The sequence below is a fragment of the Methylobacterium radiodurans genome (genome assembly GCF_003173735.1).
Classification (GTDB): domain Bacteria; phylum Pseudomonadota; class Alphaproteobacteria; order Rhizobiales; family Beijerinckiaceae; genus Methylobacterium; species Methylobacterium radiodurans.
In genome coordinates this window covers 1,439,850-1,459,824 of the sequence record NZ_CP029551.1, presented here as the reverse complement: position 1 = coordinate 1,459,824, position 19,975 = coordinate 1,439,850, and the positions used below count along the sequence as shown (strand labels likewise).

Annotated in this window: 21 protein-coding genes and 1 pseudogene; 15 read left to right on the top strand and 7 right to left on the bottom strand. The window is 61.2% G+C overall.

The genetic code is table 11. The annotated features are described in order from the left end of the window. Positions 1-14: 14 nt before the first annotated feature. From DK427_RS06550 to DK427_RS06505, 10 genes are all read left to right on the top strand, one after another. Positions 15-326 carry a hypothetical protein gene (locus DK427_RS06550; RefSeq protein ID WP_109950550.1) on the top strand — a complete coding sequence of 104 codons (312 nt, stop codon included), beginning with the start codon at positions 15-17 and terminating at the stop codon, positions 324-326. Next, positions 323-505, top strand: coding sequence for a hypothetical protein (locus DK427_RS06545; protein ID WP_109950549.1), 183 nt, complete (start codon positions 323-325; stop codon positions 503-505). Before DK427_RS06550 ends, DK427_RS06545 begins: the two co-directional genes overlap by 4 nt. 105 nt (positions 506-610) lie before the next feature. Next, positions 611-916, top strand: a complete 306-nt coding sequence (locus DK427_RS06540; RefSeq protein WP_109950548.1) for a hypothetical protein — start codon at positions 611-613, stop codon at positions 914-916. Positions 917-1,262: 346 nt separating this feature from the next. Then, the gene (locus DK427_RS26110; RefSeq protein ID WP_162559706.1) at positions 1,263-2,393 is read left to right on the top strand and encodes a hypothetical protein; all 1,131 of its coding nucleotides are present in this window, start codon (positions 1,263-1,265) and stop codon (positions 2,391-2,393) included. Next, a complete protein-coding gene (locus DK427_RS06525; protein ID WP_245930825.1) occupies positions 2,393-2,593 on the top strand; it encodes a hypothetical protein in 201 nt (66 codons plus the stop codon). Before DK427_RS26110 ends, DK427_RS06525 begins: the two co-directional genes overlap by 1 nt. Before the next feature lie 59 nt (positions 2,594-2,652). Then, positions 2,653-2,946, top strand: a complete 294-nt coding sequence (locus DK427_RS06520; protein WP_109950545.1) for a hypothetical protein — start codon at positions 2,653-2,655, stop codon at positions 2,944-2,946. A 370-nt stretch (positions 2,947-3,316) separates the two neighbouring features. Beyond that, positions 3,317-4,174 carry a phosphoribosyltransferase-like protein gene (locus DK427_RS26105; protein WP_162559705.1) on the top strand — a complete coding sequence of 286 codons (858 nt, stop codon included), beginning with the start codon at positions 3,317-3,319 and terminating at the stop codon, positions 4,172-4,174. Between the two features lie 503 nt (positions 4,175-4,677). Then, positions 4,678-5,736 carry a reverse transcriptase family protein gene (locus DK427_RS06515; RefSeq protein ID WP_109950544.1) on the top strand — a complete coding sequence of 353 codons (1,059 nt, stop codon included), beginning with the start codon at positions 4,678-4,680 and terminating at the stop codon, positions 5,734-5,736. Between the two features lie 300 nt (positions 5,737-6,036). Next, positions 6,037-6,612 carry a recombinase family protein gene (locus DK427_RS06510; RefSeq protein ID WP_109950543.1) on the top strand — a complete coding sequence of 192 codons (576 nt, stop codon included), beginning with the start codon at positions 6,037-6,039 and terminating at the stop codon, positions 6,610-6,612. 545 nt (positions 6,613-7,157) lie between these two features. Further along, positions 7,158-7,925: a caspase family protein gene (locus DK427_RS06505; RefSeq protein WP_162559704.1), complete on the top strand. Its 768-nt coding sequence runs from the start codon at positions 7,158-7,160 to the stop codon at positions 7,923-7,925. Between the two features lie 71 nt (positions 7,926-7,996). Here DK427_RS06505 and DK427_RS06500 read toward each other — a convergent pair whose 3' ends face one another. Continuing rightward, positions 7,997-8,623, bottom strand: a complete 627-nt coding sequence (locus tag DK427_RS06500) for a DsbA family oxidoreductase (protein ID WP_109950541.1) — start codon at positions 8,621-8,623, stop codon at positions 7,997-7,999. Positions 8,624-9,187: 564 nt separating this feature from the next. Between DK427_RS06500 and DK427_RS06495 the strand changes: the two genes are divergently transcribed. From DK427_RS06495 to DK427_RS06480, 4 genes are read left to right on the top strand one after another with little or no spacing between them, the layout of a single operon-like run. Then, positions 9,188-9,832: a hypothetical protein gene (locus DK427_RS06495; RefSeq protein WP_162559703.1), complete on the top strand. Its 645-nt coding sequence runs from the start codon at positions 9,188-9,190 to the stop codon at positions 9,830-9,832. Between the two features lie 51 nt (positions 9,833-9,883). Further along, positions 9,884-10,162: a hypothetical protein gene (locus DK427_RS06490; protein ID WP_162559702.1), complete on the top strand. Its 279-nt coding sequence runs from the start codon at positions 9,884-9,886 to the stop codon at positions 10,160-10,162. Between the two features lie 24 nt (positions 10,163-10,186). Then, on the top strand, positions 10,187-10,486 hold the full coding sequence (locus DK427_RS06485; RefSeq protein ID WP_109950538.1) for a hypothetical protein: 300 nt from the start codon (positions 10,187-10,189) through the stop codon (positions 10,484-10,486). Further along, positions 10,486-10,782, top strand: coding sequence for a hypothetical protein (locus DK427_RS06480; protein ID WP_162559701.1), 297 nt, complete (start codon positions 10,486-10,488; stop codon positions 10,780-10,782). The genes DK427_RS06485 and DK427_RS06480 overlap by 1 nt, the downstream gene beginning before the upstream one ends. A gap of 2 nt (positions 10,783-10,784) precedes the next feature. Here the strand turns inward: DK427_RS06480 and DK427_RS06475 are convergent, their stop codons facing one another. Together DK427_RS06475 and DK427_RS26100 are read right to left on the bottom strand one after the other, a co-directional pair. After that, entirely contained in the window at positions 10,785-11,654 is an 870-nt protein-coding gene (locus DK427_RS06475) for a hypothetical protein (RefSeq protein WP_162559700.1), read from the bottom strand. After that, complete coding sequence (locus tag DK427_RS26100; protein WP_162559699.1) at positions 11,626-12,675, bottom strand: recombinase family protein; 1,050 nt, start codon at positions 12,673-12,675, stop codon at positions 11,626-11,628. The genes DK427_RS06475 and DK427_RS26100 overlap by 29 nt, the downstream gene beginning before the upstream one ends. 49 nt (positions 12,676-12,724) lie before the next feature. Between DK427_RS26100 and DK427_RS06460 the strand changes: the two are divergent. After that, positions 12,725-12,907, top strand: a pseudogene (locus tag DK427_RS06460) (YjbQ family protein); the annotation flags it as partial. 65 nt (positions 12,908-12,972) lie between these two features. Here the strand turns inward: DK427_RS06460 and DK427_RS06455 are convergent. From DK427_RS06455 to DK427_RS06440, 4 genes are read right to left on the bottom strand one after another with little or no spacing between them, the layout of a single operon-like run. Then, positions 12,973-13,455: a GNAT family N-acetyltransferase gene (locus DK427_RS06455; RefSeq protein ID WP_109950534.1), complete on the bottom strand. Its 483-nt coding sequence runs from the start codon at positions 13,453-13,455 to the stop codon at positions 12,973-12,975. 19 nt (positions 13,456-13,474) lie between these two features. Beyond that, on the bottom strand, positions 13,475-15,145 hold the full coding sequence (locus tag DK427_RS06450; RefSeq protein ID WP_245930824.1) for an efflux transporter outer membrane subunit: 1,671 nt from the start codon (positions 15,143-15,145) through the stop codon (positions 13,475-13,477). Next, complete coding sequence (locus tag DK427_RS06445) at positions 15,145-18,297, bottom strand: efflux RND transporter permease subunit (protein ID WP_109950533.1); 3,153 nt, start codon at positions 18,295-18,297, stop codon at positions 15,145-15,147. Before DK427_RS06445 ends, DK427_RS06450 begins: the two co-directional genes overlap by 1 nt. 19 nt (positions 18,298-18,316) lie before the next feature. Beyond that, positions 18,317-19,687, bottom strand: a complete 1,371-nt coding sequence (locus DK427_RS06440; RefSeq protein WP_245930823.1) for an efflux RND transporter periplasmic adaptor subunit — start codon at positions 19,685-19,687, stop codon at positions 18,317-18,319. Between the last annotated feature and the right edge of the window lie 288 nt (positions 19,688-19,975).

Here is a 19,975-nt window from a genome sequence, read left to right as displayed (position 1 = left end):
ACAGGAGAATCACGATGAACCAGCAGACCCTCAACACCCTTCAGACTTTGATGCCGAACGCCGTCCCGGCGCAACACTATATGGGCGACTTCGACAAGGCTCAGATGCACATCACCTCGTCCTTCGATCAGAAGGACGCTAAGGGCCTAACCACTACGCTCGCGGTGTTGGAGAGGTACGGCAAGAACGCCGTGGCGGTGCACCTAATGCCCACGGGCTTCGGCGGCTACTCCCTTGAGGTGCTGTTCGATGACGAGGCTGGGCACGATCCAATCGTCATGTGGAACGCGCTCATCTCCCGGCGTCCCCCGAAGCGAGCCGCGTGAAGCGCCGCCCTTCGACCCCGCCCAACGCTTTCGACATAGCCCTGATCATCGAGAGCGTCGAGGCGGCGATTCGAGCACACCGGATTGGCGACCATGGCGAGGCCGAGCGCCTGATGGATCATGTGGATCGTCAGGTGCGGGTGATGATTCTGAAGCTGGAAGCGCGAAATCTACAGTGATCAAGGCGTCTGTTTTATCGCGCCAGATATTCCTCTTGCTACAATCTTGACGATAGAACTGTATTGCTCGATTATAATGCCGCTCGTCAAAAGCCGAGAGCGCCTATGTGCAAACCGTCCGTCACGGCGGAGGAGCAGATCGCGATTCAGCGGGAAGCTCTTCGCGGAATCCTTGACACTCTCCAGAATCTCGATCCGGAGATGACCTCTCACGCGGAAATGGAGCGCTGCAAGAAGGTCATCACGCGGCTGCGCGCAGCCGTTAAGGCTCTGGAGGCGCCAGAGATTTTTGCTGCACCTACTGAGGCTTCCGTGAATGTGCTTGCGGATGCCATAACCGCCAAACGCCTTTCCATCGTGAGGCAACAGGAGGAGCAGCGGGAGCGGCCTGAGCCAGCACCAAGGAGGTGAGGCCGAACCGTTAATACATTTCAGCGGATCTGGATCTCCACTGTAAGCTCGGCAGCAGCGTGCTGCGACGCTTTGAGTTTTACCGTCTTGCGCGGACGACATAGAGTCAGCCTTCGAAAAATTCCTCATCGAGCCGCCTTACTGTCAGGGCTTCCTCCACTCGGCATCCCACGCTGTGTAGGATCATCAAGCGGGCAAGCTGCTGACCATCAATCAGCACGATCCGCTTACTCAGTGGCCGCCGAGGTATCAGAACAGCGATCTGGTAACCATCTGATTCCAAAAGGGATGCGGCCACCAAGCTGATATGAGATTCTGTGCGACTCGGTGGATTGTGGAGATCTGCTTGGTCGAACCTGCCGCTCTGCGACGTGTGCCGCGCTCTTTCGACGGCCCCTGCCTCGACGCTGCCTGCAAGCTTGATGCGGCTGCTCCGGGCTTCCTGAATCACCTGCTGTATGCGTCGAATCTGCGACGCGCTGCGACCTTCGCGACGCTCATCCAGATCGATTTCGAGCGCCCGGCCGCGATGGCAGAACGACTGCGGCCGTTCGCACCGGCCACTTGCCTGCCAGAGCTTGATCCCTGTGCTCAAGTCGTCCGTGCGTTGCTGATCCTGCGAGAGCGAGAGATCATAGCTGCGCTGTTTGGATCGGTGCCGGATGGATTCCTGGGTCTACTCGGACGCCTCGGCAGCCAGCCACTTCCCGATCCTGCCCAATACGCGCTCCTCCACGACCTCTTCGGCAACCCGGCTCATCAGGCTCGTGCCAAGTTACTGCGCCAGATTCCTGGCCTCGTCTCTCCGAGCAAGATCGTGGCCGCCGCGCACCTCGATCCGGTGCTCCTCCACCCGGCCATGCTCGCCCGCATGTCCGACATAGAGCGTGTCACAACAGCGAATGCGGCTGTGGCAGTCATCCGCTCGGTGGTGCCCGACGCGACCGACGAAGCGCTTCGCCAATCGCTCGATGGGCTCAGTGCAACCGGCCCAAGCCTGGGGGAGTGGGCACGCGGCTGGCTGCGGCGGCGGATGTCTCGCGTTCCGGTGGAACCGCCTATCCCCGCCAACGATCCGGAACTTCGCCTGATTCAGGGGCGTGAGATGGCCGATCTCGGACGCCGGTTCCAGAACTGCGCCGCCGATCGCGTCGGCTATGTCGCCTTGGGTAGCCGCCTCTACTACGAGTGGATTGGATTCGGGGAGCCTGCTGTAGCGGAACTACGAAGCTTGAGCGGCTCAAACGGCATCTACTTCGTCATTGAGGATCTGAAGGGCACGCGCAACAGCGAGCCTGACGCCGAGGTCGCCAAGGCAATCTGCAAGCGTTTTTCGGATGCAGGTGTGCTCACCTATCGTGATGAAGCCAAAGGACACGGCTTCGGAAGCGCTCTGCGCCACCTCCTCGGTGTCTGGGAATGCGAGTTCATCGAGCCGGATGCCGACATTTCTAACCTGCTGGATGAGGCTGCCTGATGCAGGAAATCCGTGACCGACAGGGCCATCTCCTGGGTACCCTCGATGACCGGGCTCTGGCCGACGCCATCGTGGCCCGGAATCGTCAGGGCCATATCGTTGCCATCTACGATGCGGCGTCCGACACGACGCGCCTGCCGAACGGCCATATCTACGGATCTGGGAATCTGCTCGCTGCTTTTCTCGTCTCCGGTTGCTGATTCAAGCACCCGGCATTTCATCTGTCTAGAATCTCGTGAGGAGCTTCGAAGGAGGCGACATGGCCGACCGGTTCGGGGTGGATCAGGCAGCAATCCTCAGCAGGATCTTCGACCGAAACGCCATCCGCCGCCAAGCGCTTCTGCCACCTCTGAACATCCGTGCGGTCTTCGAGCATGAGGTAGAGACCGCCCGGTGGCGAGCGATCTGTGACGCACATTACGCCCACGTTCGGGCAGAGGTGCTGGCGCGACTCCGGGAGCGCCACGGCTTAGATTTCGGGAACAGTGCCGGCGGACGTTGGGCCGTGGAGTTCCGCACTCGCCGCGCGTTGCATGAGCGGTTCTGGCTATGAGCCTGTTCTTTTCAAAAGCGCCGCATCGACAGCCATGACCTGCATCTAAACGCGCCAAACGCGCCAAAGTGTCTCGATTTGCTGGCCGCGTGACCAGATCCGTTTTCCGAACTTACAAATCTGAGCATATCTATTTACGCCTCCCCGGCACTCGAGGACGGAGAGACCAAATTTACGGCGCACCGCACATTCGGCCTAGCGATCGACCTTGTACATCGTGGTGCGATTCAGCTAGGTCTGTAGCCGCTTTCCACCATGTTGCAACACAGTGCGCTGAGCCAGGACCGATGAATCGCAGCCAAGCAAGACAGAGACTTCGGCAAAATTACCGCTGCAACTCTTCTATTTGATTTGGTACAGGCGGATCGGTATGATTAGTCCGGATGAGGCAATCAGTAGGGCAGCAACAATCTTTGAGATTTTTCAGAGAAAGGGATGGTTGAAGGGTGAGCAGCCACGGGTTGACTTGAAAAAAAGCTTCAAGAACTTCTGCACCATCGCAAACAAACTAAGCACTGAACAATTCGAAATGCTGTCAATCATGCTTAGAAATTATACTAAAATTGAATACGAGTCATATGTCCCAAGTATGATCATTGCACTTGACCAAGTTAAACTCAAATTTTCTGAAGGGACAAAATTCCGAGTAATACCTCTACTTGCGCCGAATGATGTCGGTAAAAGCAAGAGTGGCGCTGGCGTTCTATATTATTTCGAACACATCGTTTGGCCTCGATCGGAAGTTTTTTCAGAATACAATCTATCCAGCTACACGTCTGCATCCAAGCTTCCAAAGTTGTCGGGAAAGGGGGCGGCTCGCGTAACTTTTGTCGTTGACGATTTCATCGGAAGCGGCGGCACGGTAAAAAGGTTCCTAGACGAGTATGAGGCAACATATCTCGCACAAAATGAGAGTGTAATTTTCTTGTCTGTCGCGGCCATGCGGGCCGGACTGGATTATGTCCAGTCCAGGGGCTACAGCATCTTCACTGACATAATCCTGCCTAAAGGCATAGCTGATTGCGAGCACTTTCCCGACAAGGATCAAGCTTATGGGCTGATGGATCAACTTGAGGCCATGATATCGCGAGAAGAGAATTACAGATACGGCTACGACAAGTCTGAGGCACTGGTTACCCTAGTAAGAACACCAAATAATACCTTCCCGCTATTTTGGTTTCCGCGTGCCGCTGATGGCACCTCCTGGCCAGCACCCTTTCCAAGGTAGAAGCAATCATGTCCGTGCGACTTGCGAATCTGCTGCGCAAAATTCAACAAGGGAGAGCAGCTTCTGTTCTCCAAGAAGATGGAGAGCTTCTATATCAGGTTGCCCAACTCGTTACAGAAGCGTTGCAGAGGGATCTTGTTCGCTACGATGAGACTCGCCGCTTACGCCTGACTGGAGCCGGCAAGCAGTTCTTGTTTGACGCGGACCGAAGACGTGAGGGTGGGGTCAAGGGATGGATCGACCCTATGGACGAGCAACGACAGGCTACGCTTAGCGAGGGAGATATTTACATCCCTAGCAGGAGCGTGATAGCGAAGCTGCGTGAACGCTGATGGAAGACCACGTGGGCAACCACAGGAGCGGCGAGTCGCCGTTCTGGAGTGAACTGGCTTTCTAGCAGGGTGCCAGACTGATTTTGACCGGAGGTCAAAAGTCAGCCAGGCACCGCTCGGCTAAAGCCTCGCGAGCAATGTGAATATTACATTCACATTGCTGTTTATCGAATGATCAGTTCCATCAGGCACGTGAAACAATCTTCGAATTATGAAACTGAGTGGCGGCGTTATGCCGCCGCTTTTTTGTCTGCTGCAAAAGCAAAAAAATTGAGTCAAGATGACATCGATGCTTGCTTGCAATATGCGAAGCCTTTAACCCTTGGTGGCTTTCCTGTCATATACGATACCGACCATTTCTGCGGTTTGGTCGGATACACACCACACTATGTGCTTGGAGCTATCAAAAGCACAGATAGGTACTATCGGCAGTTCTCCATCAAAAAGAAATCTGGAGGAGACCGCACGATCCTCGAGCCACTACCGAGTCTGAAAGAGATTCAGCACTGGATTCTAAGGAATGTACTTGAGCGCGTTGCAATACACCGCGCTGCTAAGGCATTCCAGAAAGGGACCTCAATAAGAGATAACGCTCGGTTTCATCGCGGTCAAGCCTGCGTCTTGACCATTGATATCAAGGATTTCTTTCCAAGCATCGGAATCAACCGGGTCTTTTCAGTTTATCATAGAATTGGCTATAGTAAGCAAATATCCAGCCTTCTTGCTGATCTGTCCTGCTTCGAACTTAGTCTTCCACAGGGCGCTCCTACGAGCCCGTACATATCAAATTTGATTTGCCGCTCACTAGATGAGCGTTTCTTTGCGTATGCACGGAGCGCAAAGCTCCGATACACAAGATATGCTGACGACCTGACCTTCTCAGGGGCAGACATCGGGTCGTCTTTCGTATCAAATGCGTACGAGATAATTAGGGAATACGGTTTTGAGCCTAACCTTTCGAAAACTCGACTCCTCCGGCAGCATCAGAAACAGATGGTTACAGGTGTTGTAGTCAATTCGAAGTTGCAAGCTGACCGTGCCTTGCGTCGGCAGATAAGACAATACGCCTACTACATAGAAAGATTTGGGCTTGAAGGTCACGCTGCAGCGACTAGCGTGCAGCGTCGGAATTTTGAACGGCACCTCATGGGCCTCGCTCAATTCGTGTGCAGCCTTAACCCCTATGATCGAGATGCGCGTAACCTCATCGAACTTTTAAAGATAGATTAATTTTAAATTCGTATTGTTCGACCAACCACAGTAGTTCATCCGTCTTTAATTTTTGCCAGCAGATAAATTCATTGTAGGAATAGTTACAGATTGGATATTATCTATCGCAACGCAGCTACGCGCCTCCGAATCGTCACTTTTGAGCAATTTCCAAAACGAGTGCGCCAGTAGGCCAAGGCCAATTGGCAAAATCCATTCAGATCCACTTCACCACCGCGAAGCATGCCACACACGTTGAGCTTGAGCATTGGCACGGTTGTGCCAGAATCTCTTGAATCTGTGTGGCACGGAGGATTCCGGATGCTGATTGGCCTCGCCCGCACTTCGACCCTTGAACAGGAAGCTGGTCTTGAGGCGCAGAGGCGGGCGTTGCTCGCTGCCGGCGTCGGGAGGCTGTTCGAGGAGCAGACCTCGGCCGTTGGGCCTCGGCCTGGACTGGAGCAAGCGATCGAGTGGTCCCGTGAGGGCGACACCCTGGTCGTCACGGACCTGAGCCGGATCTCACGGAGCGTTCCCGACTTCTGCCGAATCCAGGCCCGCCTGGGGCAGAAGGGGGTAGAGATGCGCGTTCTGAATCTCAGCCTCGATACCGCGACGCCGACCGGTAAGCTGATGCTGAACCTGCTGGCCAGCATCTCGCAGTTCGAGCGCGAGATGATGCTGGAGCGTCAGCGGGAGGGAATCGCGAAGGCCAAGGCGGAGAAGAAGTACCGGGGACGCGCACCCACCGCGCGCGCGAAGACCCAGCAGGTCAAGGAGCTTGCCGCTGCTGGTATGAAAAAGGCAGCCATCGCCAAGGAGCTTGGAATCGGGGTGCGCAGCGTTTTCCGGATTCTCAGACCAGTGATCGCGGCGAATAGTCGAAACATCACCTGAGATCCTGATGCCGCGTAACGGCTTAGGCAGAGAATTTATGATGCAATACTTGCTTTCTCAGAATTCTTTCCTGCGGTCTTTGATAATATTCTTGCGCAGGTAGTGCGAGCTAGTACCTATTTTACCGTTTTTCAAGTTCCACCTGTACGGCAGAATGTCGCCTGTAGCCGCAGGGGCTGCAAGGGAGTTCCGAAATGCCTGTTGAGATCACTTTCGGCGGCACTTGCCGGGATGCTAGCCTGCTTCCTCAGGATGAGGCTGGACTAAAATCATTCTTCGACACAGACCTAGCTCCGGCTATATTTCAAGATCTGAAAAAGAACTTCTTGATGGTCATGGGTCAAGGCGCCGACACAACAAGAAATTTCCCTGGCGTTGTAGAAGAGAGAGGCTGCGAAGTTAGTGGATCAGTTATAATCAGAATATAGTTCAAGGTATGTTCTGATACACCTCAGATATAGTAAAAGTTCTTGCCAACCATTAGGGCATTCGGACGACGTTAAACTCGTTGATACTGAGGACATGCTATGGCTAAACGAGCGCTGATGGTTGGCATCAACACCTACTCAAATCGGAGCTTCGATTTGAAGGGCTGCCTAAATGATATCGACAGCTTGAAACGTCTTCTTGTCAGCGGGCCTTACAATTTCAACGTTGATGATATCGAATCTTTGACGGATACTTCTGCGACGAAGCAATCTATATTGAGCAGACTAGATTACATGTTGGGAACGGCCAGTCCGGGCGACACATTGATTTTTGCATTTTCCGGCCATGGAACTCAGGCGGCATCGCAAGATCAGTCGGAATCAGACAAAAAAGATGAATGTTTAGTTCCCTATGAGGGCACATTCACATCTCTCATCAGGGACAACGATTTGCATGGTATGTACAACAAGTACATTGATAGTCGGATCAAGTTCACCGCGATTTACGACATGTGCCATTCCGGAACCATGATAAGAGAACTCGATGTAATAAATGACAATATTGTAGAGGTCGTTAGCAACCGATGCTTGGATGTTTTCGATCTTAAGGGGCGTCCAGCGAGAGATAAAGAAATAGGTCCATACAATATTCTTTCAGCCTGCAAGGACAACGAAACTGCAGCAGATCTGCGCGCAGTTGGGCCGAGCAAACAGTCAAGAGGCGCCTTCAGCTACTCTCTGCATAATTTTCTGTCTTTGACGCCTGATCTACCCGTCGCTATCGCAGATGGTCAAATATTAGATGGTATAAAAGAAGTCAGCGATCACAAACAAAACCCACATTACGTTGTATATGACATTAACTCTCCTTTGATTAGATACTGAAAGCTTGACAGCTTGCTACGAAATTGATTCTTGCATGCCGGTTCCCTAACGTGCATGTTGGGATACCCCTGCTAGGTAATTTGCTGGATGACTTCGCCTCGCAGTGCTTCGGGCTGAGGAATCCCCGAGAACAGCCGATTCCCGACCGCAACCGAGGGGACGGCACGGATGCCCGCCTCCTGCGCCTCGCGCAACGCCGCATCGTGGCGCTCCGCGTGGAGCGGCGAGCCCAGCACTGCATCGACGCCCGAGGGATCGAGGCCGAGATCGTGCAAAATCGCCTTGAGCACGTCGGTTTGGCCGATATCGCGATCTTGCTGGAAGAACGCGCGCAGAACCGCATCGACGTAGGCGTCGCCCTGGCCTTGCTCAGCCGCGTACTGAAGGCCGAGGAACGCCTTTCGGGTGTACGGCTGCGGGGAGATGGTTGGCAGCCGGATGGTGATGCCCATACGCTCGGCGGCGGGGTAGACGCCCTGCTTCCACGCTATTGGCAGATACTCGTCCTCCGGCCGTAGGGTTGGAGTTGGGTAGGGGCGCAACTCGAACGGCATCCAGACGATGGCCACCTCAAGCCCCTCGGTAGCGGCTCGGATGACCTGCTCGCCCAGGAGACAATAGGGGCAGACGAAGTCGATCCACACGCGGAGAACCGCTCGGGCGCCTCGGTCTGCGTCGGTGCTGGCATCCTGGCTCATGTCGTTCGGTCCGGATTCTCGCGGCGGTGAGAAGGGGTGTATCGGAACAAGGCGCTACCCCGCTTCTAGCGGTCCTTCTAGCTGCAAGCTCGCTCCAATTGATGTTGGCATTCGGAGCCAGCATGGCGCGGTGGGGGCTGCCAGCGACTCGGCTGCCTGATTGCGCCTCTTTGAATAGGCGCCGGCAAAAGCCACCATGCCGAGCGCGATTTTTCGCGCTCAAGGCACGGAGTTGCGCTCCCCATTCGGCTTCGCATTTTGGATTGAGCGAAGGCTTGTCCTGAGCACATCTTGACCGTTTCCGGTTCCGAGAGCCTTGAGGCCGAGGAACCGATCGCCTTCGGAATCGAGCGGACGAACGACGCAGTCGTGAGCGCGCGAAGCGCGGCGAGATTCCGCGTTGTCTTGATTGAGGCCCTGCCGAAATCGTGAAATTTTCATTGTATATACAACGTTGTATCTTCTCTCTTCAAGGATACATATCAGACAATGAGAATTTTATTGAGTACGAATCATCCAGAGCTTATATTAAGTCCATACTTAAACAGACATTAGAGTTCATTTATGAAACCCAAAACAAACAAGAAGCCGCAGCCGCTGAAGCCGTGCCCGCCCATCGGTGTGATTCAGGTGATGCAGTTTCAGTTCTTCGAGAACGGCAAGGTGAAGCAGGGACAGTCTCAGCACACCATGATGCTGGAGGCGTACTGCGAAGGCCGGCTGAATCTGTTCAACCCGTATTGGAAGCGCACTGTTCAACTGGCTGAATCGAAGCTCACGTACAGGTGGGCGCAGCGCAAGCTGGAAGCTGGGGAGATGACTGCCGAGCAATTCGCTGAGTATGAGGCCGCGCACGAGACCTGCACTGCGATTGCGGTCTGCGAGGACACCGAGTGGGTGAAGGTCGGGCGGATCGGCTCGAAGCGCGAGAACATCAGCTACATCGGTCAGTTCATCATCGTGAGGCGCCAGAAGGCTGGGCCGATGGAATGCGTCGTCTTCCTCGACGGCGAATCCTTCGGTCCCGATCGATTCCAGCACGACCTCCGCTCAAAGCCCGGAACCGGACGGCGCAAGGCGTATGCCTTCTACGATCCCTCTGGCCTGTACGAGGCGATGAAGCGCGAGGAAGCCATGCGCGCTGAGTCGGACGCCAGGGCTGCTCAGCAGCCTCCTGAGGGGCTTCTCGGGGGTGATCCGTGGCAGTGATCCTCAGGTTCAGCACACTCGGCCGACTAGCTCAGATCGGGCAGGTTGCACATGATCGGTGAGGCCGAACTTGCAGCACTGTGTGCATACGTGTCCGAGCTTGAGCAGCAGGTCGATTTCCTGATGCGCGAGCGGATTCTCTACACCGAGGGTCCGCAAGCGCTTGAGGCGAAGGCACCGACCACCGAGCCGGCGCCGCCCGGCTACGCGTACGGCAACGCGGGGCAACTCGTCCTCGCGGATCACGAACTTGTGTACCGGCACCTCTGGGGTGACCTGCCGGTGAAACCGGTCGAGCGATTCCGCAAGCCGGACGCAGGGGGATCGTAAGGGCCGGGCCGTAGGGTCCGGTCCATGGCTATGATCATCCCCCTCTATGTTGACCACGATGATGACGCGGACACCCGCCAGTGGCCGGTCGCTCAGACATGGACCCTCGCTGAGGCCCGCGCGGATCAGCACGTTCAGGATTGGGTGGCTGAGGGCAGCTTCGGAGAGGACCGCGAGGAACTGTTCGAGTGGCTGGCCGAGCACATACCGGAGGCGACGTTCCGGGTGATCCGGGACCGTCCCGGTCGGTCGCTCGACATGGCCTTCGAGCTTGTCATCGAGAACGCCGACCACGCCTTCGCATTCCGGATGCGGTGGACGTGATGCGCCACCTTCACAGTTTCGTGATCAGCACCAGCGAGGACGATGCGACAGCCGGCGAGGGCTGGCCGATAGAACTCATCTTCGGCATGGCGGACCGGGACAACGAGGATCTGCACGTCTGGCTGCCCCATGATCCGGACGAATTTCTCGACTGGATGGCCGAGCATGCCCCTCAGGCGGAGTTCTTCGTTCGCATCAACGAGGCGGACGCCGAGTGCCACCGAGCCGAGGTGGTGATCGCGGACGAGAACGCGGCGCTCGCCTATCGGATGCGCTGGCCCGAGCCGCTGGAGTAGGGTCACGCGGCGTCCTCGTCCGCCTCGGCATGCTTCGGCTTCCACATGGGCTCAGCCTTCAGTTCCGCCTTTTCCCGCATCACGGCGTTCACGGCTTCCCGCCCCTCGGGTGTGGTCATCAGGAAGATGGTCGTCTCGGCCTCTGACTCGATCGATGCCTGGAGGCGCCGCCGGATCGCCGCCTCAACGAGCCGTCTCCGCTCGGCGTCCTCCTCAGCGATCCGAGCGGCCCGCTCCTCCCGCGTCTCCCCTTTCGACTTCACGGTAAAGCCTACGCGCTTGCTGATGGCCGCGTCCGAGAACGGGTCGCTGTCGTCCACGAGCCTGGGCTTGATCGGTCGGACAGCAGCGAGGCGTGCAGCGGCCTGTTGCTCGAACAGCGCCTCCATGCCGGCCACGGAGCCCGTGAGGGGACGCCCGTCAGGTGTGCGGCCGACTAAGGGGACTCCCCCGATCACCTCGTTCGATGGGATCACCTCGACCGGGGGAAGGTCGAAGCCCTCGGGAACGCCCTTTCGACCATGCTTGGTCGAAACTCGGTCGAAACGACCGCGTCCCTGATTTTCAGCGTAAGCCTTCGTGCGGGCTCGCCAATCTACCGAATCCCCGGAGAGTTTCGACCGAGTTTTGACCATAATATCCTCCCCTAAGGAGGATATATTTCTATTATAGTCGAAACCCGTCGAAACTTGGTCGAAATGCGTTGGCTGCATTTCGACCAAGGAGATATCCTCCGAGCCTTGCGGTTCACGCATGGCTGCCGGGAGGGTGACGGCGAGATCCGAACCAGCCAGATCCAGAACCTTCAGAGATTCCGAGGACCAGTAGTAGAGGTGCGGCATCTTAGAGTTGCGCGCCGTGTCCTCGACCATGCGGACGGTGAATCCCGCCTCGACCAGGGAATCCAGCGTGCGGCGCAGCCCGGAATCCGTGAGGCTGGGGAGGTGGGGCTTGAATGGGATCGCCGCAGGCTGCACAGCGGCATCGGCCAGTGAACAAATTCTTGAAGTGCCTGCCCTTAGCGCCACGAGAGTTCTTCGGAAGGATCTGGCGCTGGACCCGGAGAAAGAGATCTTTCGAAATAATATCAGGAAAGTGGTTCAAGATGGGCTCACCCATTTTGAGAACCCTGCCATTCTCATCTTCCCGATGGGGCTGCCACGTGCCTACTACCGCCTCGTTGCGTAGGGTTTTGGAGACATAACTCGATCCCCAATGCTTGGCCCCGCCGAAGGTCGGGTATCCCTTGCGGGTAAACTCGATTGCAATCCTGTACGAGCCGACCCCGCTCGCCGCGAGTTCGAACATCTCGCGGATGATCGCCGCCTTCGCCTCGACCACGATCCAGCCATCGCCGTTGTTGTCCAGCCAGCCCGGCCCGATTGTGGAGAATGGGATGCCGTCCACGGCCCTGCGACGCTTTGTTTCCATTACCTGAAGGCCACGGTGCGACTTCGTGGCGGACTCATTATGCGCCCTCTCCATCATCGAAAGCAGCGCTTGTAGCCGCCATGGTTCCCGATTCAGAACCTCCTCATCCAATTCCCAGCCAAGATCGAGCGGAACGACGACGATTCCCGCCTGGAGGAGGGCACGCAGAGTATCGAGCGCGGCAAGTGGCTTTTCACGGCTTAGTCGATCGACATTCTCGATCAGTAGGATCGAGCCCGCTTCTACGGTGCCGTCCTCGACCGCTCTGAAGAAACCGGCCAGCGCACCTTTGGTCTTGTTCCTCCCCCTATGAGCAGAGACGCCTATGTCGCGCAGACCATCATCCAAACGATATCCTTTCGCCTCAGCCCAGGTCCGCGCTGCCTCCAACTGTCGGCGGAGCGAATCGCCCTTAATCTGCCGGCCGGTGGACATCCGGATGTACGAGTACGCAATACGCATGGCTGAAACCTCAACACCTTGCGGGTATCTATAGCGTTTGTGGAATGCATATGGGAGCGAGGGTCCGGACGACATGCCGGCCCATATCCGCACCCTGCTCTCGGATTCCGGGCTGACGATCCCGGTCTCCGGCGGGCGCCTCGCGCTCGGCACCTGGCAGGGCATCTACCTGATCGAGCACCGCGACCGCCCGCACCGGCGGGAGATCGTGCTGAGCGCGGTAGGGGCCTGAGCCGGCATCCCGGGCTTCGCCCTGGTCCTGCCCAAGGTCTTGGGACCTTGGGGATCCCGGGCCTGTCAGAGCGTCCGGTACATCACCAGGGCATCCACGTAGCCTGCCGTCGGATGCCGGAAGGCCTGCGGCAGGCGGCCGACGGTGTCGAAGCCGAGCGACTCCCACAAGCGCACCGCCCGCACGTTCGTGCTCACCACGAAGTTGAACTGCACGGCCCGGTAGCCGCAGGCGCGGGCATGGTCCAGCGCGTGCTCGCACATCCGCCGCGCCACGCCGCGGCCGGTCGCGGACGCGGCCGTCATGAAGCCGAAATTGCAGACGTGCCGCCCGCCGCCGGCCTGGTTGGGACGGATGTAGGCGGTGCCGAGGACGGCGCCCTCGGCCTCCGCCACGAAGGTCACCTTGTCGGGCGCGAGCCAGTAGGCGAGCCCCGCCGCCCGGTCCATGTCGGCGTCGAGCGTGTAGGTGTCGCCCGCGCGGATCACCGGCTCCAGGATCGACCAGAGCGCGTCGGCATCCTCGGGGCGGGCGGGGCGGATCAGCATGACGTCGCGGCCGTGCCGCTCACAAGAACTTCGCCGGGTCCGTCTCCGGCGGGGGCACCGCCACGTCCACGCGGTTCCACCAGCCGCCGCCGAGCGCCTGGAACAGGGCCGCGGTGTCGGCGTACTGGGTGGCGCGCGCCGAGGCCGAGGTGACGAGCGCCGAGAGGTAGCTCTGCTGGGCGATCAGCACCTGCGTGGCGTTGATGGCGCCCGCCTCGAACTGCTTGCGGATCAGCCCGAGGCTCTCGCCGGTCGCCTTCTCGGCGGCCGACGCCGCCGCGACCGCGCTCGCGTCCGCCTGGAGCGCGCGGAGCGCGTCGGCGACGTTCTGGAAGGCGCCCACCACGGTGGCGCGGTACTGCGCCTGCGCCTGGGTCAGCGCCTCCTCGGAGGCGCGCTGTCGCCGGTAGAGCGTGCCGGCGTCGAAGATCGGTGCCGTCGCCTGCCCGATGATGGTGAAGAAGCCCGCGCCCGGGTTGAAGAGCTGGGCGATGCGCACGGCGCTGGCGCCGCCGGTCGCCGAGATGGTGAATTGCGGCAGGCGGTTGGCCACCGCGACGCCGACATTGGCGGAGGCCTGCTGCACCAGGGCCTCGGCCGCCTTCACGTCGGGGCGCTGCTGCACGAGGCGGGACGGCAGGCTGACCGGCAGCTTGGTCGGCAGGCGCAGCTGGGCCAGCGTGAAGGTCTGCGCGACCTCCTCGCTCGGCAGGCGGCCGGTCAGCGCGGTGAGCAGGTTGCGCTGCTGGGCGAGCTGCTTCTCGAGCGGCGGCAGAAGCTGCTGGGAGACCGAGAGCGCGGCCTGCTGCTGCACCACGTCGGCGCCCGCGATCTGCCCGAGCCTGAGCTGCTTGTTGTAGAGGTCCAGAACCTCGGTCTGGGCCTGGATCACCCGCTTCGTCGCGTCGATCTGGGCGCGCAGGGACGCCTCCTGGATCGCTGCCGTGACCACGTTGGCGGTGAGGCTGAGATAGGCGGCTTCCAGCTGGAAGCGCTGGTTCTCGGCCTGGGCCTCCAGCGCCTCGATCTGGCGGCGGTTGCTCCCGAATACGTCCGGGTTGAACGTGACCGCGACCTGCGGGGTGAAGAGGCTGTAGAGGTAGCGGTTGTCGTTCTGCAGCGGCGACTGCAGGTCGAGGCCCGGCGCGCGCGCGCCCTGCGCCTGCGGCGTGGCCGAGAGCGTCGGGAACAGCGTGCCCTTCTGGGCGAGCACGTTCTGCTGCGCGATCCGCAGGCTGGCCTGGGCCGCCTCCAGGTTCGGGTTGTTGGCGAGCGCCTCCTCGACGAGGCGGTTCAGCGCCTTCGAGCGGAACAGCTTCCACCACTCGCCCGGGATGTCCGCGCCCGCGACGAAGCTCTGGTCGGCCGAGCCGCCCTGGCGCGTGGTGATGTTGTCGGCCGCGGTCGGGTTCTTGAGCGCCTCCCGCGTGTAGCGGGTGACCGGCGGGTCCTCCGGGGCCACGAAGTTCGGCCCGACCGCGCAGGCGGAGACGCCCGCGCCGAGCCCGGCGCAGAGCAACCCGGCAAGCAGGCGGGACGCGCTGCGCGCCCTCCGTCCATCTCCTGCCACCATCGCGCCGCCGGCCCCCACCTTGGCATCGTGCCCCTCGTAGAGGGACGCCGGGACCGCCCCTGTCAACGCTGGCCCGCGGCGCAGCATCGCGGCCGCACGCGCCTGTTGCGCCCGCATCACGCCGCCGCCGTGTGGTGGTGCTGGGCCGGCACGGCGTCGCGGTTGGTCTTCCGCCGGGAGAACAGCGAGATCAGCACCGGCAGCACCACGAGGATCAGGTTCGGGGCGAGCAGGATGCCGCCGACCACCACCAGCGCCAGCGGCTTCTGGACCTGCGAGCCGATGCCGGTGGAGACCGCGGCCGGCAGCAGGCCGACGCAGGCCGCCACGCAGGTCATCATTACCGGCCGCATCCGCACGATCGAGGCGTGCCAGACGGCCTCGGCCCGCTCCATCCCCTCGTCGAGGAGCTGGTTGTAGTAGGCCAGCAGGATCACGCCCTCCATGGTCGAGATGCCGAAGAGCGCGATGAAGCCGATCGCCGCCGAGATCGAGAAGGGCGTGGCGGTGAAGAACAGCGCGAGGATGCCGCCGATCATCGCCATCGGGATCACCGAGAGGGTGAGCAGCATGTCGGTGGCCGAGTTGAAGTTGATGAACAGGAGCAGCGCGATCAGCACCAGCGTCAACGGCACGACGAGGCTGAGGCGGGCGACCGCGTCCTGGAGGTTCGTGAACTGGCCGACCCACTCCATGTGGTAGCCGGCCGGCATCTCCACCTCCCGCTCGACGCGGGCCTGCGCCTCCAGCACCGCGCTGCCGAGGTCGCGCCCGCGCACCGAGAACTTGACCGGGATGTAGCGCTCCTGGTCCTCGCGGTAGATGAAGGCCGCGCCCGAGACGAGTTCGACGGTGGCGATCTCCGAGAGCGGCACCTGCACCACGCCGCCCGACGGGTTCGGCGCGCCGATGGTGATGTTGCGGATCGTCTCCAGCGAGGAACGGTACTCGCGCGCCAGCCGCACCCGCATTGGGAAGTGCCGGTCCGAGCCGTACTCGTAGAGGTCGCCCGCGGTCTGGCCGCCGATCGCGGCCGCCACAGTGGTGTTCACGTCGCCGATCGAGAGGCCGAAGCGGGCGGCCTTCTGCCGGTCCACGTCGATGCGGACCGTCGGCTGGCCCAGCGAGGCGAAGACGGCCAGATCCGTGATGCCGGGGATCGTCGCGAGCACCGCCTTGACCGCCTCAGCGGTCTTGGTGATCTGCGCGAGATCGGAACCGTAGATCTTGACCGAATTCTCGCCCTTCACGCCCGAGGCCGCCTCCTGGACGTTGTCCTCGATATACTGCGAGAAGTTGAACTCGATGCCGGGGAATTCCTGCTCCAGGCGCTTCGAGAGGTTGCGGATCAGGGTCTCCTTGTCGAGACCTTTCCGCCACTGGTCGATCGGCTTCAGGGGCGCCAGGATCTCGCAGTTGAAGAAGCCGGTGGCGTCGGTGCCATCGGCGGGCCGGCCCTGGTGCGAGATCACGGTGACGACCTCGGGCACCTCCTGGAAGATCTTGCGCAGGCGCTGCACGTAGGCGTTGCCTGCCTCCAGCGAGATCGAGGCCGGCATGGTGCCGCGCACGTAGAGGTTGCCCTCCTCGAGCTTGGGCAGGAATTCCAGGCCCAGATTGCGCGCGGCGAGCCCCGAGACGAGCAGGATCGCGAGCGTCACGGCCAATGACAGGATCCGGTTGCGCAGGCCGAACTTCAGGATGATCTCGTGGCCGAAGCGCAGCAGCTTCACGATCAGCGTGTCGCGCTCCTCGACGTGCTTGGGCAGGATGAGCGCGGAGAGGGCCGGCGAGACCGTGAAGGTGGCGATCAGACCGCCCACCAGCGCGTAGGCGTAGGTCTTGGCCATCGGGCCGAAGATGTGGCCCTCGACGCCCGTCATCGTGAAGAGCGGCAGGAAGCCCACGATGATGATGGTGGCCGAGAAGAAGATCGCCCGGTTCACCTCGGCGCCCGCGATCGCGATGGTGCCGAGCCGGCCCGTGAGCCCGCCCGGCGCCCGCTGGCCCTTCGAGAGGTGCGGTTCGGCGAGGTGCCGGAACACGTTCTCGACCATGATCACGGTGGCGTCCACGATCAGGCCGAAATCGATGGCGCCGAGCGACAGGAGGTTGGCGGAATCGCCCCGCACCACCAGGATCAGGATGGCGAAGCCCAGCGCGAAGGGGATGGTCGCCGCCACGATGATGGCGCTGCGAAGTGAGCCGAGGAACAGCCACTGCACCACGAAGACCAGCACCACGCCGAAGACGAGGTTGTGCATCACCGTGTGGGTGGTGGTGTGGATCAGCCCCGAGCGGTCGTAGATGCGCTGGATCTTCACGTCTGGCGGCAGGATCGTGGAGTTGTTGATCCGGTCGATCTCGGCCTCGACGCGCTTCAGGGTCGGCAGGCTCTGGCCGCCGCGGCTCATCAGCACGATGCCCTCGACCACGTCCGGCTGGTCGTCGTGACCGACGATGCCCAGCCGCGGCGCGTTCGAGACGCGCACCTCGGCCACGTCCTTCACGAGCACCGGCACGCCGTTGACCTGCGTCAGCATGGTGTCGCGGATGTCGTCCATGTCCCGGATCAGGCCGATGCCGCGCACCACCGCCGCCTGCTCGCCGACGTTGAGCGTCTGGCCGCCGACATTGATCGAGGAGTTGTTCAGCGCGGTCACCAGCTGGACCAGCGTCAGGCCTTGCGCCTGGAGCCGGTTCAGGTCGACCGCGATCTCGTACTCCTTGGCCTTGCCGCCGAAGGCAGTGACGTCCACGACGCCGGGAATCGCCTTGAAGCGGCGCTGCAGCACCCAGTCCTGCAGGGTCTTCATGTCGGCGGACGAGTAGCCCGCCGGGCCGACGAGCTTGTAGCGCATGATCTCGCCGACCGGGCTCGTCGGCGAGATCTGCGGCTGGGCCCCGTTCGGCAGGGGCGGCAGCTGCGAGAGGCGGTTGAGGACGCGCTGCAGCGCCTGCTCGTACGTGTAGGTGTAATTGAACTGCACCTTCACGTCGGAGAGGCCGAACAGCGAGATGGTGCGCACCACCGTGGCGTTCGGGATGCCGGCGAGCGCGACCTCCAGCGGGATCGTGATGTAGCGCTCGATCTCCTCGGCGGACTGGCCGGGATTCTGGGTGATCACGTCCACGAGCGGCGGGACGGGATCGGGATAGGCCTCGATGTTGAGCTGGGTGTAGCTCGCGTAGCCGAGCCCCATCATCACCAGGAAGCCCAGGAAGACCAGGACGCGCTGGCGGAGCGAGAAGACGATCAGGCTGTTCATGGCAGGCCCCCCGGCTCCCTCAGGAGGCCTTGTCGCCGGAGGCGGCCCGGTCGATGAACAGGGCGCCGCGGGTGACGACCTCCTCGCCCGGGTTCAGTCCCTCGACCACCTGCGCGTTCTCGCCGTTGATCAGCCCGAGCTTGACCGCGCGGGCAACGATGCTGCCGTCCGCCTTCGCCACCCAGACATGGGCCGCCGCGCCCTCGTAGACGATCGCGGCCAGCGGCACCGCGGGCGAGGGCTGCGGCTTGCCGGTGACGATGGTGAAGGTCGCGAACATCTCGGGCTTGAGCAGGCGCTCGGGGTTGTCGACCTCGCTGCGCACGGCGAGCCGGCGCGTCGCCGGGTCGAGGCTGGCCGCCATGTAGTTGACCCGTGCCTTGAAGATGCGCGCGCCGAAGCCGGCCACCCGCGCCTCGACCTCCTGGCCGATACGGATCTTCGGGATCTCGCTCTCGCGCACGTTGGCGATCAGCCAGACGGTCGAGAGGTCGCCGATGACGAAGGACGGGTCGCTCGACGAGGAGAGATACTGACCGACGCCGACCTTCCGCTGCACGATGGTACCGGCGATCGGCGCCCGGATCTCGACCTCGGAGCTGAGCCGGCCGTTCTTCTCGAAGGCCGCGATCTCCGCATCGGTCTTGCCCATGAGGCGCAGGCGGTTCTTCACCGCGTCCAGCGTCGCCTCGGCGGTCTTCAGGTCGCTCTGGGCCGCGATCACGTCGTTCTGGGCGGACTGGTAGTCCTTCAGCGCCACGGCGCGGGCGGCGAACAGCTCCTGCTGGCGGGCCGCGATGGTCTGGTCGAGCTTCAGCAGCGCCTGCTGCTTCTGCAGGTTGTTGAGCGCGGCCTGGTAGTCGTTCTGCGCCTGGACCATGTCGGTGGCCTCCAGCGTCAGCAGCACGGCGCCGGCCTTCACCTCGTCGCCCGCCCGCGCCAGAACCTTCGTGACCCGGCCCGAATAGGGCGCGGCAACCGGCACGTTGTCGTCCTCGTTGAGCGCGATGCGCCCCTCCGCCGTGCCCTCGGGCCGGAAGGTCATGGTGGCGACCGGATGGATCTCGAAGGCGGCGCGCTGCTCCCGCGTCGGGCGGAAGATGCGCTCGGCCGAGGAGGCCACCTCGGCCCGCTCCGCCGCCTCCTCCGCGGCCTCGCCGCCACCGGTAAGGCCCTGAACGAAGGCGATCGCGCGCTCCGCGGCGTCGCGCACGGGCTGCGGGAACACGGCCACGGCCGCGACCAGCGCGACGAGGCCGAGCAGGACGGCGGCGACGGGCAGGAGACCGACGCGGCGCGGGGCGCGCGCCTCGCCGGTACGCGCTTCGGGCTCCAGAGGATTGCGGGCGTCCATCGGTGTCTCGGCGTCGGTCCGGGGCAGGTCTGGCATCAGGCGAGCCGGCGAAGGATTCGCGCGTCCGTTCGATTGCCCGCAACGAACCGACCCTTATCGCTTTTCTGTGGCAGAAGAACCGGTCCGGCGACGACTTTCGACAGCGGTTGCAATTTCGCATCGATGACGATTTGATGAATGCGGCTCGGATCTTAAGTCGATCCGCCCGGCGCCGCTGACGACGCGCCGGTCCGCTCTCTTACGAAGCCGTGATCGCCGGTCCCACGTGGGCCCGGCTGCACGGCCCCGCCGCTTCAGGATCCGGCATGTGCCTGCCGGGTTGGA